Source organism: Lachnoanaerobaculum sp. MSX33, from assembly GCF_000512995.1.
Taxonomy (GTDB): domain Bacteria; phylum Bacillota; class Clostridia; order Lachnospirales; family Lachnospiraceae; genus Lachnoanaerobaculum.
Map to the genome: position 1 here is coordinate 82,140 of NZ_AZXX01000092.1, position 26,194 is coordinate 108,333.

At 35.9% G+C, this 26,194-nt stretch carries 24 protein-coding genes and 1 riboswitch; of the genes, 3 read left to right on the forward strand and 21 right to left on the reverse strand.

Annotated features, from left to right (window positions below; translation table 11 throughout):
* The 6 genes from thiE to HMPREF1495_RS11815 form a co-directional block, all read right to left on the reverse strand.
* Nucleotides 1–645, reverse strand: coding sequence for a thiamine phosphate synthase (gene thiE / locus HMPREF1495_RS11790; RefSeq protein WP_034215091.1), 645 nt, complete (start codon nt 643–645; stop codon nt 1–3).
* A complete protein-coding gene (thiM, locus tag HMPREF1495_RS11795; protein ID WP_034215094.1) occupies nt 632–1,447 on the reverse strand; it encodes a hydroxyethylthiazole kinase in 816 nt (271 codons plus the stop codon). The genes thiE and thiM overlap by 14 nt, the downstream gene beginning before the upstream one ends.
* Nucleotides 1,448–1,626: 179 nt before the next feature.
* Nucleotides 1,627–1,730, reverse strand: a riboswitch (TPP riboswitch).
* A gap of 41 nt (nt 1,731–1,771) precedes the next feature.
* Nucleotides 1,772–2,065 (reverse strand): Dabb family protein, encoded by a 294-nt coding sequence (locus HMPREF1495_RS11800; RefSeq protein ID WP_034215097.1) that lies wholly within the window; start codon nt 2,063–2,065, stop codon nt 1,772–1,774.
* A 19-nt stretch (nt 2,066–2,084) separates the two neighbouring features.
* Nucleotides 2,085–3,926, reverse strand: coding sequence for an excinuclease ABC subunit UvrC (gene uvrC / locus HMPREF1495_RS11805; protein WP_034215100.1), 1,842 nt, complete (start codon nt 3,924–3,926; stop codon nt 2,085–2,087).
* A 3-nt stretch (nt 3,927–3,929) separates the two neighbouring features.
* Entirely contained in the window at nt 3,930–4,472 is a 543-nt protein-coding gene (locus HMPREF1495_RS11810) for a DUF1653 domain-containing protein (protein WP_034215103.1), read from the reverse strand.
* 15 nt (nt 4,473–4,487) lie between these two features.
* Nucleotides 4,488–5,093, reverse strand: a complete 606-nt coding sequence (locus HMPREF1495_RS11815; protein WP_034215106.1) for an SMI1/KNR4 family protein — start codon at nt 5,091–5,093, stop codon at nt 4,488–4,490.
* Nucleotides 5,094–5,311: 218 nt separating this feature from the next.
* On the opposite strand from HMPREF1495_RS11815, the gene HMPREF1495_RS11820 reads away from it, so the two are divergent.
* Nucleotides 5,312–5,749, forward strand: coding sequence for a DUF4869 domain-containing protein (locus tag HMPREF1495_RS11820; protein ID WP_034215109.1), 438 nt, complete (start codon nt 5,312–5,314; stop codon nt 5,747–5,749).
* A 135-nt stretch (nt 5,750–5,884) separates the two neighbouring features.
* Nucleotides 5,885–6,727 (forward strand): translation initiation factor 2, encoded by an 843-nt coding sequence (locus tag HMPREF1495_RS11825; protein WP_330368738.1) that lies wholly within the window; start codon nt 5,885–5,887, stop codon nt 6,725–6,727.
* Between the two features lie 64 nt (nt 6,728–6,791).
* Here HMPREF1495_RS11825 and HMPREF1495_RS11830 read toward each other — a convergent pair whose 3' ends face one another.
* Together HMPREF1495_RS11830 and HMPREF1495_RS11835 are read right to left on the reverse strand one after the other, a co-directional pair.
* Entirely contained in the window at nt 6,792–7,511 is a 720-nt protein-coding gene (locus HMPREF1495_RS11830; protein ID WP_034215115.1) for a DUF6882 domain-containing protein, read from the reverse strand.
* A 61-nt stretch (nt 7,512–7,572) separates the two neighbouring features.
* The gene (locus HMPREF1495_RS11835; protein ID WP_034215118.1) at nt 7,573–8,538 is read right to left on the reverse strand and encodes a DUF4300 family protein; all 966 of its coding nucleotides are present in this window, start codon (nt 8,536–8,538) and stop codon (nt 7,573–7,575) included.
* A gap of 240 nt (nt 8,539–8,778) precedes the next feature.
* On the opposite strand from HMPREF1495_RS11835, the gene HMPREF1495_RS11840 reads away from it, so the two are divergent.
* A complete protein-coding gene (locus tag HMPREF1495_RS11840; RefSeq protein ID WP_007592207.1) occupies nt 8,779–10,254 on the forward strand; it encodes a DUF1846 domain-containing protein in 1,476 nt (491 codons plus the stop codon).
* A 47-nt stretch (nt 10,255–10,301) separates the two neighbouring features.
* On the opposite strand, the gene HMPREF1495_RS11845 is transcribed toward HMPREF1495_RS11840, so the two are convergent.
* The 13 genes from HMPREF1495_RS11845 to xylA all read right to left on the reverse strand — a co-directional run bounded on the left by HMPREF1495_RS11845 (nt 10,302) and on the right by xylA (nt 25,968).
* Complete coding sequence (locus HMPREF1495_RS11845; RefSeq protein ID WP_034215121.1) at nt 10,302–12,107, reverse strand: cadherin-like beta sandwich domain-containing protein; 1,806 nt, start codon at nt 12,105–12,107, stop codon at nt 10,302–10,304.
* A gap of 44 nt (nt 12,108–12,151) precedes the next feature.
* Nucleotides 12,152–14,089 carry an SH3 domain-containing protein gene (locus tag HMPREF1495_RS11850; protein WP_034215124.1) on the reverse strand — a complete coding sequence of 646 codons (1,938 nt, stop codon included), beginning with the start codon at nt 14,087–14,089 and terminating at the stop codon, nt 12,152–12,154.
* 43 nt (nt 14,090–14,132) lie between these two features.
* Nucleotides 14,133–14,543: a cytidine deaminase gene (gene cdd / locus HMPREF1495_RS11855; protein WP_007592213.1), complete on the reverse strand. Its 411-nt coding sequence runs from the start codon at nt 14,541–14,543 to the stop codon at nt 14,133–14,135.
* A 7-nt stretch (nt 14,544–14,550) separates the two neighbouring features.
* Nucleotides 14,551–15,492, reverse strand: a complete 942-nt coding sequence (locus tag HMPREF1495_RS11860) for a TIGR03943 family putative permease subunit (protein WP_007592215.1) — start codon at nt 15,490–15,492, stop codon at nt 14,551–14,553.
* A gap of 21 nt (nt 15,493–15,513) precedes the next feature.
* Nucleotides 15,514–16,743: a CobW family GTP-binding protein gene (locus HMPREF1495_RS11865; RefSeq protein ID WP_034215127.1), complete on the reverse strand. Its 1,230-nt coding sequence runs from the start codon at nt 16,741–16,743 to the stop codon at nt 15,514–15,516.
* 117 nt (nt 16,744–16,860) lie between these two features.
* Complete coding sequence (locus HMPREF1495_RS11870; RefSeq protein WP_007592218.1) at nt 16,861–17,376, reverse strand: Gx transporter family protein; 516 nt, start codon at nt 17,374–17,376, stop codon at nt 16,861–16,863.
* The gene (locus tag HMPREF1495_RS11875) at nt 17,376–17,771 is read right to left on the reverse strand and encodes an Asp23/Gls24 family envelope stress response protein (protein WP_007592221.1); all 396 of its coding nucleotides are present in this window, start codon (nt 17,769–17,771) and stop codon (nt 17,376–17,378) included. The genes HMPREF1495_RS11870 and HMPREF1495_RS11875 overlap by 1 nt, the downstream gene beginning before the upstream one ends.
* 151 nt (nt 17,772–17,922) lie before the next feature.
* Nucleotides 17,923–19,341: a Na+/H+ antiporter NhaC gene (gene nhaC, locus HMPREF1495_RS11880; RefSeq protein ID WP_034215130.1), complete on the reverse strand. Its 1,419-nt coding sequence runs from the start codon at nt 19,339–19,341 to the stop codon at nt 17,923–17,925.
* A complete protein-coding gene (locus HMPREF1495_RS11885) occupies nt 19,334–20,503 on the reverse strand; it encodes a MalY/PatB family protein (protein ID WP_034215133.1) in 1,170 nt (389 codons plus the stop codon). Before HMPREF1495_RS11885 ends, nhaC begins: the two co-directional genes overlap by 8 nt.
* Nucleotides 20,504–20,575: 72 nt before the next feature.
* Entirely contained in the window at nt 20,576–21,733 is a 1,158-nt protein-coding gene (locus tag HMPREF1495_RS11890; protein ID WP_034215136.1) for a sugar ABC transporter permease, read from the reverse strand.
* Between the two features lie 9 nt (nt 21,734–21,742).
* Nucleotides 21,743–23,296: a sugar ABC transporter ATP-binding protein gene (locus tag HMPREF1495_RS11895; RefSeq protein ID WP_034215139.1), complete on the reverse strand. Its 1,554-nt coding sequence runs from the start codon at nt 23,294–23,296 to the stop codon at nt 21,743–21,745.
* 94 nt (nt 23,297–23,390) lie between these two features.
* On the reverse strand, nt 23,391–24,590 hold the full coding sequence (locus tag HMPREF1495_RS11900; RefSeq protein WP_034215143.1) for a substrate-binding domain-containing protein: 1,200 nt from the start codon (nt 24,588–24,590) through the stop codon (nt 23,391–23,393).
* A gap of 49 nt (nt 24,591–24,639) precedes the next feature.
* On the reverse strand, nt 24,640–25,968 hold the full coding sequence (gene xylA, locus HMPREF1495_RS11905) for a xylose isomerase (protein WP_034215146.1): 1,329 nt from the start codon (nt 25,966–25,968) through the stop codon (nt 24,640–24,642).
* Between the last annotated feature and the right edge of the window lie 226 nt (nt 25,969–26,194).

A 26,194-nucleotide genomic window follows, 5' to 3' on the forward strand; every position in this document is an offset into this window, starting at 1 on the left:
TCATGTCCCCTCGATTAATTCACTTGCCAAATTGTAAAGTTCTTTTGTCGCTTTTTTTATATCGGCGGCTCCAAATATTGCAGAGACTACTGCAACACCGTCTATACCGCTTCCTTTAAGTTTTAATATATTTTTAGAATTTATTCCGCCTATTGCCACTTTAGGTATATTTACAGCTTCACATATTGATTTTAATGTTTCATATGAGAGAATACCTACATCATTTTTTGTAGAAGTTTCAAATACCGCACCTAAACCTATATAATCTGCACCGTTTCTTTGTGCCGAGACAGCCTCATCTACCGTATGTACTGAAACTCCTATTATCATATCTTCTCCTACAATCCTGCGGACATCTTTAAGTTCCATATCATCCTGCCCTATATGTATTCCGTCGGCATTTGAAGCAATAGCCACATTAAGATTGTCATTTACAATAAATGGAATATTATACTGTTTACACAGTTGCGATATCTTTTTTGCCTCATCTATAAAGCTGTCTTCATCAAGACTTTTTTCTCTAAGCTGCACACAGGTTACACCGCTTTCAAGTGCATCTTTTATTTGCTCATATAAAGTTTTATTCTCTGTCCATGCTCTGTCTGTAACCGCATAAAGATGCATGTATTTTTTATCTAATCTCATACCTTGCTCCTTTTTCAAGTTCATCAGGAGTAAGATTATAAACCGCATCTATTAAATAATTTCTGTAGCTGCTGTTACCGTCTTTATCTGTCATACGCTTCTTTGCTATTTCTCCACATAATCCCATTGCACTTACACAGGCAAAAGCGGCTTCTAAAATGTTGTCAGGATTTGCACTTATATATGCTGCCGTCATAGCTGAAAGCTGACATCCGCTTCCGGTAATTTTACTCATTATACTGTCGCCGTTATATACACAATATGCAATTTTACCATCCGTAACTATATCAATGGCAGATGTTATAACTGTTACACAGGAGTTTTTCAATGCAAAATCCTTGGCGAACTCAACAACATTATCAAGATTTTTTTCATTGATAAAATCAACGGAATCAACACCCCTCGTATTACCTCTTCCTGCGGCAAGACATTTTATCTCTGATAAATTTCCACGTACAACGCTGAATTTTACCTTTTCAAGCAGTATTTTTGCAGTATCCGTTCTTAATTTGGATGCTCCTGCTCCCACAGGATCAAGTACTATAGGATGATTCAATTCGTTTGCCTTTTCACCTGCCGCAATCATTGAAAGAATCGTTCGTTTATTTAATGTACCTATATTTATATTAAGGCCTGAACATATTGATGTTATCTCTGCAACTTCATCCAAATCGTCAGCCATTATAGGACTTGCTCCACAAGCAAGAAGTATATTTGCACAGTCATTTACAGTCACATAATTTGTTATATTATGTACCAGAGGTGATTTTCTTTTGACATTTTCAAGCATTTCTTTTATCATATTCTCACCTCTCTACCCACAATTTTAAACAACAAATCTGAAACAACCGTCTTTTTGACATTACTTTTATTCATAAGTAACCCTCCTAAATTAAAGTTTTAACCATAAAACTTATATACTTATATTCAGGTAAATTTTTGCAATAAAAAATGAGATACAAGAACCTGTATCTCCTGAAAAGAAAGTCAAAAAACATCTCCCTACGTTGGCATTATCCAAATCAGGTAAACGGTCGAAAGTCACACTTCCCTCTCAGCCTATATATAAGCTCCCAAGTTTATATCGTTATATTTTACAAAAAGTATATCACTGCAATTAAAAATGTCAATAAAAAAAGTCAATTGCAACTCTTGAATTTGTATTCGGCTTAATTAAGCTTTCAACAATTGCCACATGCTCTTTTGATGTTGCATACTTATTAAGAGCATCCTCATCATTTACATCAAGTATCAAAACCAAATCATGAGTACTTGTAGGTAAAACATTATAAACAATATCTGCCTTGACTACTTCATCCATACTTTTGCATAAATCAAGCAGACTGCTTTTTATCTCTTCACCTATAATTTGCTTATCCACACCCTCATTAAACTTCCACATTACGATATGTCTTAACATAAATTCTCCTTTACATATATTAGTCTTTTTTTAATTTTGAAAAGAATTCACATACAGCCGTAGCGGACTTTTTATTCATTCCTTCCACCGACATAAGTTCTTCAAAACTTGCATTTTTAATGTTTTCAATTTCTTTAAAATGCTTCATAAGTGCTTTTCGCCTTACAACTCCTATTCCCTCTATATCATCAAGTATCGACTTTACCTGAGTTTTTGATCTTAGACTTCTGTGATACTCTATTGCAAATCTGTGCGCCTCATCCTGTATTCTTGTAATCAGCAAAAATCCTTGAGAATGAGTATCTATAGGAATTTCAACATTGTTGTAATACAATCCTCTGGTCCTGTGGTTATCATCCTTTACCATTCCGCATACCGGAATATTAAGTCCGAATTCCTCCAAAACCTGTAAGCAGATGTTTACCTGACCTCTTCCACCGTCCATTAGTATTATATCAGGCAGTTTATTAAATCCGGTATCCTTTTCATCAACACCGCGGTCAAATCTTCTCGTAAGTACTTCCTTCATTGAAGCATAGTCGTTTGGACCTATTACTGTTTTTATTTTGAATTTTCTGTAATCACTTTTTTTCGGCATTCCATTCTCATAAACCACCATTGAACCTACAGATTGAACACCTGAAATATTGGAAATATCATAGGCTTCCATTCTTTTTAAATTAGGCAATGATAAAATCTCTTCAATTTCATTTACAGCTCCCACACTTCTTGCTTCCTGTCTTTGAAGCTTTTCTCTGTCTTTGGTTAGAACAATTTCAGCATTTTTCTTTGCAAGTTCTACCAGCTTTTCCTTAGAGCCTTTCTTTGGAACAATTATATTTACCTTTGAACCTCTTTTAGCGGAAAGCCATTCCGAAATAAGGTTTTCATCCTTTAACTCATACTGTGACATGATTTGACTCGGTACAAAAGGTGTTCCTGCATAAAACTGCTTTATGAAGCTCTCCAGAATATCAACTTTTTCATCATCCATTGCCACTTGTATATAATGATGTTCTCTACCGACCATCTTTCCTTCCCTGATAAAGAATACCTGTACAACAGCATCTCTCTCATCTCTTGCCATTGCAATAATATCCCTGTCTTTGGAATCATCCGAAGTGATTTTCTGTTTTTGTGTAATATGAAGTACGGAGTTTAATAAATCTCTTTGCTTTGCCGCATCTTCAAATTTCAGCTCAGCTGAAAGCCTTTCCATTTCAGTTCTTATTTTATTTATAATAGGATCAAAATCTCCACTCAAAAAGCGAAGTGCTTCGGCCGCATTTTTATTATATTCATCTTTTGATATGTAATTTTGGCATGGAGCATCACACTGATGTATAAAATAATCCAGACATGGACGCTCCGCTCCTATATCCTTTGGTAGATTTCTACTGCATGTCCTTAACTTATAGACTCTGTTTAAAAGATTTATCGTATCTCGTACCGCATTACCGCTTGAAAAAGGCCCGAAATATCTGTTTTTGTCCTTCTTTATCTGCCTTACCATCTGCAGTCTTGGGTATTCCTCTTTCACTGTAAGTTTTATATAGGGATAGGTTTTATCATCCCTAAGCATTGTATTATACCTTGGTCTATGTTCTTTTATCAGATTATTCTCAAGTACCAATGCCTCAAGCTCGGAATCTGTTACAATATATTCAAATCTTTCAATCCTTGAGACCATTTGTTTTATCTTAGGACTCTTATCCTTACTTGATTGAAAATATTGCCTTACTCTGTTTCTCAATGAAATAGCCTTGCCGACATATATAATATCATCCTTTTTGTCATGCATTATATAAACGCCGGGCTGGCGTGGCAGCTTCTTTAATTCATCTTCTATTACAAATGCCATCTGTTACCTTAGTCTTTTCCCCTCAAAATGTATTTGCATATCAAGATATGCAATAAAATCTGCAATATCTATTGTCTTATCAATACCGTTTCTCTTTAAGCCGTAAATATCAAATATAGCATCCAACTGCTTATCTGTTATATTTTCCTTGTTGGCTAAGATTATTTTCTTTTTTGTATAATAATCATTTGCATCCAGAAAGTCTATAAAGAAATTTTTAGGCTCATCTTCACTTTCTTCCATCAGCGTTTTGTTAATTGTCTCTATATTAATTTCACTATTTATATCTGTAATTTGTTTAGATGTCTCAGATATATTTTCCAACTTTTCAAAGCGATACTTTTGTTCTATCTCAGGATATTTTTCTCTGTCAACTTCACTTAAGAACATATCAAGCGGTCTTGCATATACTCCGAAATCTCCGTAAAGTGCCTGATATATTACCAGCTGTTCCTTACTTTCAGAATGTGTGGCAACAGCAATTATCTGATAAAGCTTATTTTTAAAATGTCTGTAAAACTCTCCCGGCCTTGGATTCTCTCTCATTATATCACCCTCTTTTTAACCAAAATTTTCTTTTAAAAATTTCCATACATTATCTATAAGTTCATCTATACTTGATGCGGTATAGATTATTTCATCCGGATCATGTATATAAAAAATAATCTGGCCGACTTTTCCTTCCTTATCCGGATCAAAATCAAGCATCAGATATCCGCAATTGAGATATGTCGCAAAAGCAAACCAATCTTTATGGAATAGATATGGTTTTATTCTGCCGTCTCTCATTTGTTCTATAACATCATCGGTAAAATAGTCCGGATAATCTGTTAAAAGAGCATCCCTGTCTTGAAAATAGCTCTTTACCTTTTTCATCTCTTCAAGGCTGAATAATGTAAAGTTGATTTCTCTGTCATCTATGTCACATTGCAACAATTCAAAATATCCGCTGCCGTTTTTGTATGAATAAAGTTCTTTAAAATCCTCAGGCAATTTTATTCCGAAAGTTTTTTCAAAATCTTCAAACTCACTTTCACTTGCTCCGCCTATTTGTTCATACTCTTCAAAGTACCCTTCTTCTACAGGATCATCTATTCCCAATTCCTCAAAATTCTCACAGATATATTTTTCAGCTTCTTTTAACTTTTCTTTTATTGTCTTCCCCATTGACAACCACCTTCTTATTAAGTTCATTTATAATAGCTTTATTATATCACATTGAAAGGTAGTTGCCACTGATAAGATGAAAATGAAGTATATAAAAACTGTCATCTTGTGAAAGAAACAGGATGGCAGTCTTTTTTAATTTTAAATATTGTATTCCGACAGTATAATTTGTATACTGAGATTAGTTTTAGAATTATTTGATAATTGAAAGGTTGATTATGCTGAAAATTTTTTATGGAGATATGAAAGATTCTATTTACAATACTGCATCTTATTTTAAGTATGATTATGAAGATGATTGGATAGTAGATCCGTTTGTAAAGGATATGATTTATGATGTAGATAAGTCAATTGTCTTAGACAGTGGAGTGATAGACAGCCCTGTCTTAGGTAAAATACCTCCAACAGGTTTATCAGGTGGTGTGAAAACGCTAATCTTGGTCAAATTTGAAAAAAATAAGATATTTAACGCTTCTACTTGTGGCGATAACTGTGCTAAATGGTTTTTAAAGATTGCAGAAAAAGAAGACAGAACAATCAATCTACATCATTTGATGGACTTTGGCAAAGAAGGTTTTGATATATTGATACTGAACACTAACCAAATTGTACATACAAGAATGGAACTTGTTAGTATAGCCGGTGAATTTTTGTAGAAAAGAAGTGATATTATGAAAGGTACGTATAGAGTTGTTGTATCCACAAAGCGTCTAAAATATGACTTTGTGATACGCAGAAATATAACAATTATTCAAGGAAACAGTGCAACCGGTAAAACCACTTTAGTTGATATGATTAGGGAAGCTGTGAACAATCCCTCCGGAGCATCAGTTGATTTGGTATGTGATAAAAAATGCTTTGTACTTGACGGTACTCTGTGGAAGGAACAGCTGACAGCTGTTTCAAACAGTATTGTATTTATCGATGAGGGAAATGAATTCATAAAAACAATTGAGTTTTCCAAGTTTATTCAAAATACAGATAATTATTATGTTATTGTAACCAGGGAATCCTTGCCTACTCTACCGTATAGTGTAGAAGAGATATATGGCATTAAGTCTTCAGGAAAGTATGGAAAGTTGGAGCAAAAATTTAATGAGTTTTACAGGATATATGGCTCTGATATATATAAACAATCTATACATCCTGATACTGTTTTAACTGAAGATAGCAATTCAGGGTATCAGTTTTTTAAAAGTATATGCGATGATACACATATAAAATGTGAAAGTTTAAACGGTAAATCAAATATCTTTCAGTATTTGAATTCACATGACAATGAAAACATTCTTGTAATAGTTGATGGTGCAGCATTTGGTTCTGAAATGCATAGAGTAACAGAGTTAATAAGGGATAAAAAAGGAGTAGCAATTTATTTACCTGAGTCATTTGAATGGTTAGTATTATTATCCGGTGTTGTTAAAAACTCTATGCTAAATAGTATATTGGAGAGACCTGCTGATTATATAGAATCCAAGGAGTATTTCAGTTGGGAGAGATTTTTCACCGCTATTTTAATTGACATGACAAAAGATAGCTATCTGGCATATACGAAGAAAAAATTAAACTCCGTATATTTGACAGACACGGTAAAAAAATCAATTCTTGATGAGATAAAATATATTAAATTATAATAAAAAAGCGATAAGTTTGTAAAACATTTATAAATAGGACTCCCCTTTTGGGAAGTCCTTATCTTTATTTCAATCCGTCGATTGACTCTATTCTTTTTTTATCTCCGATATCCTCAAATCTTATCAAAAGTTGTCCGTCATCATCTGCAAATTTAGCATAGATATTATTGTTTTCCCAATGATAATCTGTACCGTTCCATGCAAGGAAGCCTTCCACCAAGATTTTATGGTCCAGCTCATACTGGCTGATAGCACTCATTATAGTTCTGATAAATAACTTTGTATCCACAGGTGCAAAGAATTTTTCAGGTAAATCGTAAAGTGCCACAAATGCAATACCGCCCGAATGTTTACATGGATAATATCCGTAGTTCTTTTCACTTATGCCACATGAAATCATTGAAAGTATATATCCGGTTACTTTCTCTGTCAAAGGAAGATTTGGATTTGTTAAGGCTGCAAAGCCTACCTTTTCTCCAAATTCTCTTGCTTCTCCAACAAGTTCAAGTAAGCTCTCATCAAATCCGTTTATATTCTCCCAGCCCCATAGCCAGTCATTTGATTCGATTGCTTCACTTCCTATGTATTGTATCGGATATGTGCTCTTTCCGATTTTGATTTTCTTTGTATGAAAATCCACATTCCAAGCCTGTCCTTTAGCTACATACATCTCAATAGCCTCCTGTACACGAAGCATACCTCCAAATACTGCCGATACTACCTCTGTCCAGTCTGTACGATTCATTTCATAATCTGTTTTTAATATACTAACTCTCTCTGCCATAATACTTCTTTCCTGTTTTTGATACTATAATTCAACCAAAAATGATCAAAAAATGCAAGCATTATTTTAAGACTCTGTACTCGTTCATTACTTTTCCGTCTTCAAAAATAACAGGCTTTGCAGTAAGTCCCTCAGCTTCATTGTCATAGTATCCCATCAGATAATCATTTACATCCTGTAAATTGTCAAACTCTTCTACCTGATACGGTAACTCAAATGCCAGCTTCTCAATAAAGAGATATTTATCACCGTCTTCTACCAAAATACCTGTATGCCCTATGAACTCCTGTACCTTATTCATACCGTCGTCCATGGTCATAAATACTGAAATCATATGCATCTTATCATTGTTAAACGAAATCTGCTTATCTTCCAATGATTTTACTATTTCATCTGACAAAACATTTGTATCATGTGTATTTGTTACATCAATATATGAAAATAATGTATCAAATTTTTTCTTATCCTCACCTTCAAAAATATTTTTATCTTTTATAGAATCAAAATCGTTGAAAAGCATTGTTGTATCACCCGGTGTAGGATTTCCGACCTTTATAAAATCTCCCATCAAAGAATATGATGTAATTCTGCAGTTTCTGCCTACATATCCTCCCTTGGCAAGCCATGCATCTATAAGCTTGTCCTGATCAAATGTAGGGAAAGCGGCATCTATGGTTGTCATGCTCTGAACCAGATTCTTAGGGCCTACCGCATTATTATACTCATCTACCGCGTCAAAAAAGTTCTTTATCTTTTCATCACTAAGACCGGCATTCTTTAGAGCATTTCTTACTCTGTTTCTGGTATCTTCATCTACAAGATTTGAATATTTTAATTTTATATCCGCCTTACTTACCGCTGTGCTTGGCTCATCTGCCACACTTTCAGTGTCTTCAACGGCTTCAACACTTGTCTCATTGTGTTCTATAGTAACCGTAGTGTCTTCATTTTTATCTGTTCCTTTACTTCCACATGCCGCCAAAACAATAGCTGCACCCATAACTGTTATTAAAAATTGCTTTTTCATATAAAAACCTGCTTTCTTTTTTAGTCGCTTTAGTATATCACTTTAATTATATTTATAATATATAAGTTTGCAGATTTCTTTTTTAATAATAAATGAAAAAATATTATAATCGTGTTCAAATATTTGAAAATTAATTTAATTAATAAACTATGTTGTTCCCCCTTTAATACGGTTTTAAAAAGTGATATAATTCTATTTTAATTTTATATAACAGTTCATACTAAAGAAGGAAGGCGTATTATGAAAATCGGTTTCGATAATCAGATGTATTTAAAAACACAATCTGAGCATATAAGAGAAAGAATAGCAAGTTTTGGTGATAAACTCTATCTTGAATTTGGCGGAAAGCTCTTTGATGATTACCATGCATCCAGAGTACTTCCGGGCTTTGAACCTGATTCAAAGCTTAGAATGCTTCTTCAACTAAAAGATCAGGCCGAAATAATTATCTCAATCTCTGCATCGGATATTGAAAAAAACAAGATTAGAGAAGATCATGGTATTACCTATGATGCCGATGTAATCAGACTTATAGATGAATTTCGAAGAAAAGGATTGTTTGTAGGCAGTGTATGTATTACGCAGTATTCGGGGCAAAAGAGTGCGGACAAATTTAAGGAAAGACTTGAAAATCTCGGTATAAAAGTATACAAGCTTTATTTGATTGACGGGTATCCAAGCAATGTGGCACATATCGTGAGTGAAGAAGGTTATGGAAAAAATGATTATATCGTCACTTCAAGACCTCTTGTAATAGTTACCGCTCCGGGACCCGGATCCGGAAAGATGGCCACATGTCTTTCTCAGCTCTATCATGAGAATAAAAGAGGAATTAAAGCAGGTTATGCAAAGTTTGAGACATTTCCTATCTGGAATTTGCCTCTGAAACACCCTGTAAACCTCGCATACGAGGCTGCTACAGCTGACTTAAACGATGTAAATATGATTGATCCTTTCCATTTGGAAGCATATGGAACAACAACTGTAAACTACAACAGAGATATAGAAATATATCCTGTTTTGATGGCAATTTTTGAGGGAATATTTGGAGAATGCCCATATAAATCTCCTACAGATATGGGAGTAAATATGGCCGGTAACTGTATTATTGACGATGAGGTATGCAGAGAGGCAAGTAAACAGGAAATCATAAGAAGATACTATAATTCACTTGCAAGATTTGTTAAAGGAGAATGCAAAGCTGATGAAATTTATAAACTTGAGCTTATAATGCAACAGGCAAAAACAAGTATTAATGACAGAAAAGCTGTTTCTGCAGCACTTTTAAAAGCTGAAGCCACAAATACCCCTGCAGCAGCTATTGAACTTGAAACTGGTGAACTTATTACAGGTAAGACTTCCGAGCTTCTCGGTGCAAGTGCCGCACTTATTTTAAATGCATTAAAAGCTCTCAGCGGTGTGGATGATGAAATAAAGCTTATTTCACCTACAGTTATTGCACCTGTGCAGGAATTAAAAACCACATATCTTGGTGGTAATAATCCGAGACTTCATACAGATGAAGCTCTTATAGCTCTCTCTATTTCAGCCGCTACCGATGAGAATGCAAGAAAAGCCTTAAATGCCATTCCGAAACTTAAAGGTTTACAAATGCATTCTTCCGTAATGCTTTCAGAAGCAGATGTAAAGACTCTAAACAAACTTGGAATAGGACTTACCGCCGAGCCGAAATACGGTAAGAAAAAGAAGTTCTAAATTATAATCCATAAAAAATACCACCCGAATTACCGGGTGGTTATTTTTTAAATATCTAAATCTTCAAAATCATCATCTTCATCATCAGAATCGTTTTTAAGTTCTTCTACTACTTCAAAATCCTCTTCTTCTATAACTTCACCGTTTGAGAGGTCTATTACATCAAAATCATCCGATTCATCTTCCGACTTTACAGGCTCTTCTTCCTTTTTCTTACTTAAAGGCATATATTCAAGAGTAGTTTCATCATTCATCTCTTCTTCAGGTATCAAATCCACTTTTGAAGTAATGTTACTCTTGTTTTTCTTCTTGGCAGGTTTTTGTGCCGTCTTTGCAGCATTCTTTTTATTTGAAGCTCTTGACAAAAGTAAAATTATTATAAAAATAATCAATATAACCGCAAGTGCAATTAAATTTCTTACCCACTCATTACTCTTCTCATATTTCTTTTCAAGTGCATTATATTCTTCAGTCGATACACCTGTGTCTACATTTGGATCGGCAAAGTACCTTTGTATTGTATGCTCTTCCATATCATATCTGTAGAAGTCTTTTTTACCTTCCGAATTCATGGCATAAACAACACAATATCTCTTTTCATTGTCACTGCCCCAAATCCATCCACGAATCTTTTTACCGTTTATATTTATAATACTTTCAATAAATCCCTTAGGTACCTCTACACCTTTATCAATAGGCATTACGGTAATGCTCTTGGTATTTGTGGTAAGCTGTGTATATACAGCCCATGTATCCGCAGCATCATCATATATGTAGAAATCTCCTGAGCCGTCATTGCCTACAAGATAAAGGATATATACATCCTGACCCTTCATTTTTCCGGCCTTGACATCTCTACCTTTATATGTGAATGTAGACTCTTCAAAACCTTCAGGCAGGATATTTTTATCAAATGAATCCGATACCTGATAATCAATTCCGCCTAAGGTAAGCCCGTTATCTGTGGAAACCAGATCCAAAACATCTGCACTGCTCTCGCTCTCTTCGATAACTTCTTCTGCTGAAGTTTCTGAAGAAGACTCTGAGGCTTCCTCTTTTTTTACCGCACTTTTATTTACATTTATAATATAACTTTCTACAGCCGAACCGTCAGGTGATGTTACCTTTACATTAATAGCATTCACTCCGACCACAAGATTATCATTTCCTGTTATAACTACTTTTGCCCCATCCTGTCTTGCCTTTGCGTTGACTGCAATGTTGGATATATTTCCTGCTACATTCATGTCGTAATTTTTCACAGTACTGCTAAAATCAGGTGAAAGCTTACCCGGACTGACTTTCAAAGAAGAAAGCATTGCATCCTTTTTATCTACCGCAACTGTAGTTGCCGCTTCCTTATTCTTTTCAACAGTAGACTCTTCGGCAGTAGTCTGTTCTGCAGATTTTATCTTTATTCTTCCGCTGCCTTGAGACTGCATTGTAGCCATCTTTGAGTTTGTATCATATACTTCCCATGTACTTACAACGACTGTAGTTTCCCCGGCTGTCTTGGCTTTAAATTTCAGGGAATAGTTTTGATTGTTGCTGCTGCTTCCTGTATTGGATGTGACTTTTATACTACCTGCCCCACCCTGTGCATTTGTTCCTCCGACAAAATCCAAAATGCTGTCATCATAACTGAGCATTATATTTGCGCTGTCAATGTTTCCGTCTGTTGACGATAAACTCATTACCAAATTTACTTCATCACCCACTGTTGCATTGACATCTGCAAAGCTTATACTGATACCCATAGCAAAAGCATTAAAAGCTATTACTGCTGAAAATATCAATGTAAGTATAAATGAAGGTATGACGATATTTACATTAGGCTTTTTTAAATATTTCATCTTAATCCTCTGACATTAACCCTACATAAAATGTAGAAACAGTATTAATTTCCTCTCTTTATATTTATGCTGTACTTCTCTTTAGTTCCGTTTTGAGCTGTAACAATTATGTCAACTGCGGAGTTGGAAGAGTTCAGTTCAATATCACCGCTTCCTGATACAGTTGCACTTGCATCGGCCGCGTTTGCTTTAATATTAACATTATTTACATTGGATGGCAATTCAACCGTATAAGAATAATTGTCACTACTAAAGCCGGGTGTAATATTATATCCGCTTATACTTAGTGATGACAATCTGTTATTCGGACTACCGTCTCCTGTCGGCATTGCTTCAGGTACCTCAGGCATATCTTTATAAACAGGTATATGGAATGTGAAAACTCCCTTTTTGTCCTCCTCGGAATATGCTCTTGAGAGCATAGCTCCCTCATTCTTTGCGCCTTCAATATTTGTCATATATTGGTGCTTATATTTGTTTTCACCAAGAACATTAAACTTCTTTAAGTAGAATGTGTTCTGTCCGGCTTTTGAATAAGTACTTCCATAGAACATGGCACCGCCTATTATTGCTTTAGCCTTTGTATTCCATGGACGAAGGTATGTATTTCCGCTTCCTGCCCACGCCAAACCTCTGCTTGTTGCACTCTGGTTTCCCGACTGATAAGCCTCTATATTGAAGAAATTATAAATACCTGTTGCTCCGCTTATAAGCCCTGATGTGCCTTTAACTCCCTGTTCCTGTATAAGCATTGCGGCTATAACATATGGATTAACACCTGAACTCTTGGCGGCATCCATAATCATATCAACATATGTAGTACCGTTTGAAAGTGCATTTGCATTTTCACCGGCTGAACTTGCTGATGTTGATGCATATGTGCTGTTTGAAGCACTTACACTCTCTTTAATACTGTCACTGTTTACCACTCCCGGTCCGTGCTCCGTATCATTGAACTCCGTAGTTGATTCAAAAATCGGCGCAGGTGCAGGTTCGGTATATCCCGGACCGTTATCTTTATCTTCCACCGTAGGAAGTTCTTCTTTAGGTAGTGTTGCGGCGGTTAAACTTTCTCCTGTCGGTCCTACAAGTTCTATCTTCTCATTCAGGTCTGCAACCGGTCCGGCATTCTGCGCTTGTGTTGTAGAAGCCGCTGTAGTTGCCGCAGTTGTAGCTGAAGTTGTCGGTGCCGATGTTGCAGACGGTACATTGCTCTTAACACTTGATTTACTTTCCATGAAAGTACCTTTAAGCATCTTCTCAACACCTTCTTCAGTCTGTTCACCTGTAGTATATCCATGGTTTAAAAACTGAAATATATTGGTTGAATCCAAAAAGTTTCTTGGATCCATATAGTATCTTATAATACTTTCACTTGCGGCAACCCATTCATTTGAGTCAAATCCCGGCCAAGTTCCGTTACTCCAGTTATACGCACCTCTTGCAGTTGATTTCCAAGATGACTTTGCATTCTTTTTTACAAGATTAACTCCGACTATCGATTCATTCCTTATAACTTCATCCCATGAAATATCTACATTTTGTACAACAAACTTCCAGTTGGGATACTCGGCATGTAAAGCCCTTAATCTGTTCTTATAACTCTCAGGAAATCCAGCTATCTCAGACTCAAAAGTCTTGTCTGTTGTATACTTCGCAGTACTTTCCGTCTTTATATAATTCTTTGCAACATAGCCTTCTCTGTCACCTGAGCCGGTATTAAAACTTATTTTATACCAATACATTCCGTCACTGTTTACTTCATCAAGTACTGTAACACTTGTATCTCTTTCCAGTGTAGCAATAGTATTATTTCCGGTACCGGCATTTGATCTTACATTAAGTGCACTTACATCTACCGTACCCTTCTTTGTAGTAAACGCATTGATATCTTTTATAAAAATATTTCTTCCGACACCTGTGACAAGTATCGTACCCATTGTCGTTACCAGAATAAATTTATTTAATAATGTTTTCTTCATTAAACCTTCCTATATCTGTTTTTTATATGTACATTTTTAACTGTCATTTTAGATTATCAGGTCCAAATCCGAACGGTAGCAACTCTTCCAATTTCATGGTTTTCACCTTTGCACCGTCAGACATTACGATTTCAAATTCCTTAGGGTTACAAAACTCCTGCATGACCTGTCTGCAAACTCCACATGGAGTACATAAAGCATCCGCATCAGAGTCTTCAAAGCCTCCGACAACGGCTATCTTACAAAAATCATATATTCCTTCAGATACCGCTTTAAAAAAAGCTGTTCTCTCCGCACAATTACACGGAGTATATGCCGCATTCTCTATATTACAACCATGTATAATCTTTCCTGATTTGGTCATAAGTGCAGCACCTACTTTATATTTTGAATATGGAACATAGGCCATTTTTCTGGCCTTTTTTGCTTCTTCCAGTAATTCTAAATCAGACATATTTCTCCTAAAACTGTACTAATCCGTCTATAGGTCCTGTAAGTAAAATATCATTTGCATATATTACAGGTCCTTTAGCGCGGTATTGTGGGCTCATCTCATACTTTATTTTGCCCTTAACTTTTACCCAGTCCTTGTTCTTAAAATTCTTTGCACCTTTGTAATGACACACGAAGCCAAGGAACTGAATATCCGCCTCACAACAAGTCATTGCTCTTCTACCCGGAATCAATATATCATCACCGATTCCGTCAGGTCTTACCACCTGAGCAACGAACTCAACTTCTTTTCCGTCATACTTTTCGGTTCTGTCCATAGCATCCACATAGAAGATACCGTATTCCTCAGGCTTAATAATAAGCTTCGGATCATCAAGATTATATGGGAGATTTATACTGAAATCTCCGGTAATCTCTCCTTCTTCGCCCTCAAAAATGATTTCCGCATTTGGTGCCATAGCCTTTATTTGAAGATGATATGTACTTAAAATCTCCTCATCAATATCATCGGCTCTGTTACATATAACAAGTTCTGAATCCTTCAGCATCTTACCCATATATGCCTTTAAATCCTTGTTTTTTATATAGAGGTCCAATGTAGATGTATCATAAATTGTAATCATCTGATTTACATACCAGATATCAGGTATTTGTATCTTGTCCTGTTCCCACAACCCGTTCCATTCTATAAGAATTCTCTCAGGATCTACCTCTTTGGTAAACTCTATCATCTTTTCTTTTGTAAAATCCGATATATCATCTATGTACTTTACGGTTGTGTGAGTAGATTCCAATAATTCCTTATCGTATTCCTCCTCACCTTCTTCACATACAATCAACAAGGTGTTGCCTTCAGTTTGAAAATACTCCTGCTGCATTGTGAACTTCATAAATTGTGTTTTACCGGCTTCTAAAAAACCATTGATGACAAAAATAGGTAATCTTTCCATAACTTCTCCAATCAATAAGCTTTAAGCTCTAAAACACTTCTCTATTTCTTCAGTCTTTAATCCTGCGCCGATTACACATACCTTACCTGTATACTCCGCATCACCTCTTCTGATGTCGCTCTCTCCCGGAACAAGGTCAAAGTAGAACCAATCATCACTGTTTGCATCCTTTAACATTCCCTTAGCTCGAAGAACCACTCCGAATCTTTCCTCATCAGCAAAGCTATCAAGTACACTCTTTAACTTTTCTTCGCTTATTGCAGGTACCTGCTCCATTCCCCAACTGTCAAATACATCATCTGCATGATGGTGATCATGATGGTCATGCCCACATCCACAGTGATCATGGTGATGTTCGTGATCGTGATGGTGGTCGTGATCATGCTCGTGTTCATGGTGATGCTCGTGGTCGTGATCATGACATCCGCAGTGCTCGTCATGCTCATGGTGATGGTCGTGATCGTGGTGATGCTCGTGATCGTGATCATGGCATCCGCAGTGCTCGTCATGTTCGTGATGGTGCTCATGTTCATGGCATCCGCAATCCTCATCATGTTCATGGTGATGGTCGTGATCGTGGTGATGATCATGCTCATGATGATGTTCATGCTCTCTTGCCAATTCATCAAGCAATTCAGCCTTTAAATCTATAGGACTTGATAAGAGCTCTTCTATCTTTTCATTGCTTAATTTATCAAGAGGTGTTGTAACTATTGTCGCATCAGGATTTACATTTTTAATAAGTGCAACGGCTTCCTCAATTTTAGTATTATCCACCAAATCCGTTCTTGATAAGATTATAGTATTAGCAAATTGAATCTGGTTGTTAAAGAACTCACCGAAATTCTTCATATACATCTTGCACTTTTTAACATCAACAACCGTTACGGCAGAATTTGACTCTACAGGCAAATCTTTTTCAACATCCGAAACAGCCTTTAATACATCTGAAAGCTTTCCTACGCCACTCGGTTCTATAATAACTCTGTTCGGCTCATAAGTTGATAAAAGTTCTCTTAAAGATGCCTCAAAATCTCCTGCCAAAGAACAACAAATGCATCCTGAGTTCATCTCTTTGATTTCAATGCCTGAATTCTTTAAAAATCCTCCGTCTATACCGATCTCACCGAACTCATTTTCTATTATTATTGTTTTTCCCTTGTCCTTATTTCCTTCAACAAGTCTCTTTATAAAAGTGGTTTTTCCTGCACCTAAAAAACCTGATACTACATCAATCTTTGTATTTGCCATTTTATCTCCATTCTAAAATCTCTAAAAAGCAAGCCTGATTATAAAATCAAACTTGCAATGAATCTCTGTTTAATAATATATTTAAATAATAAACACTTTATAGTTATCTATTATAATTTACTTGCGTATATAGGGTTTTACTCTCACTATAACAAGTGATGCCGCTATTCCTATAAGCATTCCGCTGACCACTCCTGCAATCATCAGTACAGGCAAGTATGTGAATACTCCGTTTGTTCTTACCACAAATGCCGCACAGATTATCTGTCCCACATTGTGCATTATACCACCTATGATACTTATTCCCACCATAGAAAAGCCTTTGATTTGTTTTGCTAAAATCATACAAAGCAAACTGAGTGCTGCTCCTGATATAGAATAAAACATCATTGAAATATTTCCGAATGTCATAGCTATCAAAACAATTCTAAGCAGTGAAACTATTACCCCTGTTTTTATATCAAATAAATAAAAAGCAATAATCACAATCAGATTTGCAAGGCCTAACTTCATACCCGGTATACCTAAATTTATAGGTATTAATGTTTCAACAAAGCCAAGTACCATTGCCAAAGCCGTCAGCATTCCTAAAGTTGCTATCTTTCTAATATAAGTACTCGAAAATGTTCTCATTAATTTGCTACAACATATGCTATCTTAATATTTACTTCAAGCACTGTAAGCCCTGTCATATTCTCGATAGCATTCTTGACTCTCTCCTGTACTTTCTCACTCACTTCAGGAATATTGTAGTTGTAGCTTACATTGATTGCAAGGTCAACACAAACCTTATCATCATTTACCTCTACCTTAACTCCTCTCATACTCTTTGCAGTCTTACTTCCTGAAAGTTTACCTACTATTTCTTTTGTAGGATTCCCTGCCATTGAATCTACACCTTCTACCTCTGTAGCTGCAATACCTGCAATAACGGCTACAACCTCATCGGCAATCTTTACTTCGCCAAGTCTTCCGTTTTCATTTGTCTCTACTTCGTAATTATCTTTTATATTCATTGTATCAGCCATAAAAGCCTCCTTATTTTCTATAATTATTGATTATATCAAATATTGTGTAAAATTAAAAGAGAGGAGGAAAAAATAGGGATTAAGTTGATTCTTAAGAAAAAAGTCGGACACTATATACATGTCCGACTCTTTAGATTATTTACATATTAGACTATTTTCTTTTATTCTTATCTAATCTCGTGATACCGATTCCTGTAAGTGCCAATACAAGTGCAAAAATCATACCTGAATAATTTAATATTGCATATGGTAGATAATGAAGAGTATCTACACCAAGTGTACTTGCCATATATGCACCTGCCGCTGTCCACGGAATAAGACATTCCGTACATGTAACAGAGTCCTCAAGTGTTCTTGATAATACCTTCGGATGCAGACCCATCTTAATATAAGCATCCTTAAAAGCTTCTCCCGGCATCAAAATAGATACCTGACCGTTACTTGTAACACCTGTGATTATAAGACAAGTAACTATTGTTGAAGCTACGAGTTTAAATGTTGAGTTAATCTTTTCAAGCATCTTGGAAATTACGACTTCCAAAGCGCCTGTTACACTCATGGTTCCTGCAAATGAAATAGCACAAACCGCAATGAGAAGTGTATTCATCATCGACATCATTCCACCTCTGTGGAGGAGTCGTACAAGCTCCGGTGCAACCTCGTCCTTAGTCATTCCAATCATCTCTACATTAAATCCGTTTAATGTAACATCTACAATACTCTTTAAATCAGCTCCTTGGAATACTGCAGCATTTATAAGTGCAACCGCTGATGCAACAAGCATAACGGGAATTGTAGGTTTCTTTGTAATTGATCCTACAAGTACTATTACAAGAGGAACAAGTAGCAAAATATTCCAATTAAACATTTGATCAAGAGTGCCTGTAAGTATATTTATAGTTTCAGGTACTACAACATTTTTTCCTACACCTACCTGTCCCATTATAAAGTAAAATATTACAGATAAAACTGCCGCACTTCCCGTAGTCCACATCTGATTATAAACATGCTCATATAGATCTACACCGCAAACTGCAGATGAAAGGTTGGTAGTATCTGAAAGTGGCGAAAGCTTATCTCCGAAATACGCTCCTGATACCACTGCACCGGCTACCAATGCAAGGTTTGCATCCATTCCTATAGCAACACCCATAAATGCTACACCTATAGTTCCTGCTGAACCCCATGATGTACCGGTAAGAACCGACACTATTGCTGTAAGTATAAATGCTGTAAGTGCAAGATATTTAGGACTTATAAGCTTTAATCCATAATAGATAAGCATAGGTATAGTACCGCCAAGCATCCATGAACCTATCATAAACCCTACTATAATCAAAATTAACAGCGCTCCCCAAACCTTTGAAATTTTGGTTGCTATCTCATTCATTATATCATCATATGAATATCCGAGGAATATTGCCTGTATACCTGATACTACGGCCGCCAAAACAATCAAAGGCTCTGCCGGCAATGATAAAAATGCAATTCCAACTCCGAGAATTATAAGCATTGAAAGTATAGGAAACAATGCTTGAAGCACTGTAGGTTTTCTTTTTGTCTTACTCATAAAATATCTCCCAATTTATATTATTTTTAAATCTGAATAAAGCTTCTTCCAATAAACACTTAGGCAATGCGGCATTTACTCTGAAAAATCCCCTTCCGTCTTCACCATATCCGCTACCGGGTGAAAATGCTATATGTGCTTTTTCTATCATAAGCTCTTTTAATTTGTCTTCTGAAATATTAAGTGCTCTGTAATCGACCCATGAAAGGAAAGTTCCTTCAGAATCAATTACTTTAAAGCCTCTCATGTCATTTTCAAAGAACTTCTTTATGATATCCATGTTTTCTTTTATCTTCTCTTTTGCAATAGTAAGCCATTCTTCGCCATATTCATAAGCTGCTATAACAGCCGGTATACAAAAATAGCTTGGATTATGTATTCCACCCTGCCTCAAAAGTTTTTTGAAAAAACTCCTAAGCTCTTCATTTTTGATAATTATATTGCTTGCCTCAAGTCCCGCAATATTAAAGTTTTTGGAAGTTGATAATCCTATTATTATATTCTCATACATATCATAGAAAGATGCATAAGATATGAATTTTCCCTTCCATATAAAGTCCGCATGAGTTTCATCGGATATAATCAATACATTGTATCGCTTACATATTTCAACTGTCTTTTTTATTTCATCTTCTGTCCACACCCTTCCCACAGGATTATGTGGAGATACGGTGATAAATATTTTCACTCCGTTTTTTATCTTTTCTTCAAAATCATCAAAATCAATTTCATAATGCTCTTCTTTTAATTGCAAAGAACATTCAACAAGTTTTCTTTCATTGATTCTTACCGCATTTTGAATAGGATCGTAAAGTGGTGTAAAGACAAGAACTTTGTCATCTTTTTTAGTATAGTTTTGTATTATTAAAGATATCGCCTGAATTATTCTTGGGCAGTAAACTATCCATTCATTTTCAGGACTGAAGCCGTAATTATTTTGTGCCCATTTTCTTGAAAGTTCAATATATTTATCACTGACATTTGTATATCCGTATATTCCATGATTAGCAGCTTCTATAACAGCCGTCATTATTTCCGGTGCTACTCTGTAATCCATGTCCGCAACTGTAAGCGGTATCAAATCATCAACTCCACATTCATCTATTATTTCATCCCATTTAGCACAATTTGTATTTTTTCTGGAAACTATATTGTCAAACACCTGCTTCCTCCTCTCTTAATATTTTTATAGCAGGATAGGGGCTATATACCGGTATGGCAATAGCCCTGTTTATTATGATTTTCCTGTTTTATGGTTTGATACCACATCAAATACTACCGCTCCCAAAAGTACAGCACCTTTTACAATGTATTGATACTGATCCGGAAGTCCTAGAATTGACATACCTTGATTTATAACACCTAAGAGTATTGCACCTATCATTATACCCTGAACTGTTCCGGAACCACCATAGGCGGATGCTCCACCTATAAAGCATGATGCAATAGCATCCATCTCATAGGAACTACCCATGTTTCCGTCTACAGATCCTATACGTGCTACTACCAAAAGTCCTGAAAGTCCTGCTAAAAGACTCATAAGAAAATATGCCCAAAAATATACCTTTCTTGGATCTATACCTGAAAGCCTTGTAGCCTTTTCATTACCTCCCACAGCATAAAAATATCTTCCAAATACTGTTGAACTTGTAATAAATGCAAAAACGGCAACTACTACAAGAATCCAAATAAGCATTATAGGAATACCCTTATAACTCATAAGCTTATATGCATAGAATAATATCACAAGATCAAATATACAAACTCTTGCAGCGGTTAATCCGAAACCTGCAGTTTCATATCCTTTTTTAACCTTTTTTCTTTCAGCAATAAAAGTATATACTGTAATTGCCGCTGCAACCACAATACCGACTACCATTGATGAAATAACTCTCTGGTTTACATCAAATCCCGGAATTTGAATATATGATGTAAATAAACTTAAGAATCTTTTATCCATTATTGCTACAGTCTTTGAATCTAAAATAACTCTTGCAATACCTCTAAACAGGAACATACCTGCCAATGTACAGATAAAAGGAGGTATATGAATATACCCTATAAGCCATCCCTGCCATACACCTATGACACATGCAACTGCAAGTGAAGCAAGAATTGCAACAAACGGACTTATTCCCATACTCAACAGTTTAGCTGAAAGTGCCGCCGACAAACATAGTGTTGATCCGACAGATAAATCAACGTTTCCACCGGTAAGTATACATAAAAGCATACCACATGCCATTATAAGAACATATGCATTCTGCAGTAGCAGATTTGAAATATTCTGTGCTAAAAGAAGTCTACCCCCGGTAAGATATGTAAAGAATACAAAAACTACAAGCAGCGCAAGTACCATTGTATATTTTTTTACAAATTTATTTGCATTCATTTTTACCTCCTAATTTACTGCAGTACGATCTGATTTTAAAATCGTACTCATTATTTTTTCCTGTGTAGCTTCCTCGGCACTAAATTCTCCGGTGATCTTACCGTCATTCATAACATAAATTCTATCGCACATACCTAAAAGCTCAGTAAGATCTGATGAAATCATTACCACAGATTTACCCTGACTCACCATATCGTTGATAATGGAGTAGATCTCATATTTTGCGCCTACATCTATTCCTCTGGTAGGCTCATCAAGGAATAAAACTTCAGGTCCTGCAAACATCCATTTTGATAAAAGAACCTTTTGCTGATTTCCACCTGAAAGGTTTCCCACCTTTTGTAAAACAGACGGTGTTTTTGTTTTCATGGCTTTTACATACTCTTTTGCCACCATATTTTCTTTTGAAACATCTACAACACCTCTTTTATCTGCTATTTTTTCCATTCTTGCCAAAGTAGTGTTTTTTGCAATTGTTTCTGAAAGTATCAATCCGTCGGTTTTTCTATCCTCTGTAACATAAGCCAAACCGTTTACTATTGCATCTCTGGAGCTGTTTAAGAAGACCTCTTTACCTGCAATAAATTCCTTACCTGAAATATGACTTCCATAGCTCTTTCCAAAAAGTGATTTGGCCAACTCTGTTCTTCCTGCACCTTGCAGACCTGAAAAACCTACAACCTCACCTTTCTTTACATGAAAACTGATATTATTTACAACACATTTTTCAGTATATATAGGATGATATACCGACCAATCTCTTGCTTCAAACATTATTTCATCACTTATTACATGTTCTCTTGCGGGATACCTGTCTTCAAGCTCACGTCCAACCATACCTTTTATAATGCGTTCTTCATTTATACAATGATCCGAATTATCAATGGTCTCAATAGTCATTCCATCTCTTATTACTGTTATTTCATCAGCCACATATGCAACTTCCTGCAATTTATGTGTAATAATAATAGATGTAATGCCTTTTTCTTTTTTAAAACGTATGAGCATATCAAGGAGCATTCTTGAATCCTCATCATTAAGTGAAGATGTCGGCTCATCCAGAATTAAAAGCTTTACATCTTTTGATATAGCCTTGGCGATCTCTACAAGTTGCTGTTTTCCGGTTCCGATATCCTTTATAAGAGATTGTGTGTCTTCATTTAAACCTACAGCTTTCATAGCTGTGTCAGCCTGATGAAAAGTCTCATTCCAATCTATCACACCGAATCTGTTTTTTCTCTCATTTCCAAGAAACATATTTTCAGCAATTGTAAGCTCGGGTATAAGGGCCAGTTCCTGATGTATTATCACTATACCCAGCTTTTCACTGTCATGTATCTTTTGAAATTTACATTCTTTATTGTTGTAGAGGATCTGACCGGTATACTCATTATATGCAATGGTTCCGGAGAGAATATTCATCAGAGTGGATTTTCCTGCTCCGTTCTCTCCTACCAATGCATGAATACTTGCTCTTTCGATCTTCAGATTTACATTATTTAAAGCTTTTACTCCGGGGTATTCCTTTGTAATATTTTTCATTTCTAAAATATAATCTTTCAATACATCCGCCTTTCCGCCATATAAGGCAATATTATAATCTTATATCGTTATCTACGATAATATTTCGCAAAGTTTCCCCGGAGCCTGCTGTAATTTACTGTACAGGATGTGGATAACCATCACTTCCCATTGTGTAATATCCTGTATCAACGAGTTCCTTTTGGATATTGTCCTTTGTTACAGTAACAGGAACCAAAAGATATGAAGGTATTACAGCCGCTCCATTGTCATATGATGATGTATCATATGTACAATCAAAGCTCCAGCCTGATTTTTCAATAAGTGATGCATCAGGTTTTTCATTATTTAATATTGCCGCACCAAGGTTAAGTGTCGCAATAGCCTCGTTTGCAACAGCCTTATAAACTGTCATTGTCTGCTTTCCGTCAATAATATTTGCAAGGTTTGCCTCATCTCCGTCCTGACCTGTAATTATTATCTCATTACTTCCGGCATAATCTGACTGAATAGCCTGTGTTACACCTAAAGCTGTAGAGTCATTTGAACATACAGCCGCATCAAGCTGTGTACCGTCTGAGTAATATGAACCAAGAATATTCTGGAATCTTGATAATGCCTTTGATGTATCCCACTGTGCAGTACCAACCTGCTCAAATGTTGTCTGTCCTGAAGGAACTACAACTGTTCCTTTCTCAATATATGGCTTTATAACATCCATTGCACCGTTAAAGAAGAATTTTGCATTATTATCTGCAGGATCACCACCTGTAAACTCAATATTAAACTTCTTATCACCTGCATTGGCAAGATCAAGTTTCTCTGCCACAAACTCACCCTGAAGTTTTCCTACCGTGTAGTTATCAAAAGAAACATAGTATGATATTGCATCTGTATTCATGATAAGTCTGTCATATGCAATAACAGGAATTTTTTGTCCCTTTGCCTCAGCAAGAACCTGTGCGAGTGACTCACCGTCTATTGCAGCTACTACAAGTAAATCAACCTTATCGGCAATAAGACCCTCGATATCTTTTACCTGCTGATCGATCTTATTGTCAGAGTAAGTAAGTGAAACCTCATATCCTGCTTTTTCAAACTCTTTTTCAAGATAAGAACCGTCACGATTCCATCTCTCAAGAGACTTGGTAGGCATTGATATACCGATTTTTCCACCCATTGCCTTTGCTTCTTCGGAGCTACCCTCTACCTTGGTACTCTCAGCCTGTGTCTGCTCGCTCTGCGTCTTTGCAGGCTCATTTCCGTCAGTACATGCCACCAACGATAAAGCTAACATACCGGCTGCTACAAATGCACATAATTTCTTAATTTTCATATTGTCCTCCTTATATAAACCTGATTTTAACGTTCCTAATCAGGTGTTTTTATAACTTTGAATTAAAAAATATATTATTTACTACAGTCTCCAAATATTCCTGTCTTCCTGACTCAGGTAACTCAGGCTTTTTCATCTTTAACGCATATTCCGCACATTCTACCAATGTGACAGATCTGTTTCTTATCTTCTCTCCAATTCCCGAGTTATAGCTTGAATATCTCTCTTTAATGAATTCATCTATTCTACCGTCTTCAATTATTTGTGCGGCTTTTATAAGACCAAGTGCAAATGTATCCATACCTGCTATAAATCCATAGAACATATCTTCAGCTGTATTACTTGGTCTACGGTTCTTTGAATCAAAGTTTAATCCACCGCTTAAACCGCCTGCCTTTAATATTTCATACATAGCAAGAGTAGTGTCATATACATTTGTAGGGAACTGATCTGTATCCCAGCCAAGTAGTGTATCACCCTGGTTTGCATCTACAGAGCCAAGCATACCGTTAATTGCAGATACTCTGAGTTCATGTTGGAATGTATGTCCTGCCAATGTGGCGTGATTTGCCTCAATATTCATCTTAAAATCCTTATCAAGTCCATATTTTCTCAAGAATCCTATTGCTGTTGCCGCATCAAAATCATACTGATGTTTCATTGGCTCCTTCGGCTTCGGCTCGATATAGAAATCACCCTTAAATCCGATGCTTCTACCATAGTCTCTGCACATTGTAAATAATGTGGCAATATTCTCCTCTTCAAGCTTCATATCTGTATTAAGAAGAGTCTCATAACCTTCACGTCCACCCCAGAATACAAATCCCTTTGCTCCAAGCTTTACAGCATTTTCAAGACCTTTCTTAGCCTGTGCGGCTGCAAAACAAAATACATCGGCACTGTTTGAGCTTCCTGCACCATTCATAAATCTTGGATTACTGAACATATTGCATGTTGCCCAAAGACATTTGATATCTGTTCCCTTTGTCTTTTCAAGAATATAATCTGTTATTTCATCCAAACGTGCATTTGTAACATTGATGTCTTCCTGATCCTCAGGAACGATATCTGTATCATGAAAGCAATAATATTTGATTCCAAGCTTTTGCATGAATTCAATACCTGCATCAACCTTAGCTTTTGCATGCTCCATTGTTCCCGGATTTTCACCAAAACCTTTATCTGCTGTACCCTGTCCGAACATATCCACACCGCTTGCACAAAGATTATGCCACCATGCCATAGCAAATGATAAATGTTCTTCCATAGTTTTACCCATTATTACTCTTTTAGCATCATAGTATTTGAAGCTGAGTGGATTCTTGCTCTCACTTCCTTCAAATTTAATAGGTGAAATGCTTGGGAAAAATTCTTTCATAAATACGTCTCCTTTCAAATCTGCAATAATAAAGATAATATTGCTATATAGTTTATAAACGACTTTCCATGTGTGTATTATAATAACTGATATATTTAAGTAAATGTCGGTAATCTTGTTATTGATAGATGTTTATATTGCTATTTCTATATTGAAATAATATATATTATAGAATATACTGAATTTAAAAACAAAATAGACCTTATTTATATATTTATTTGTCTAT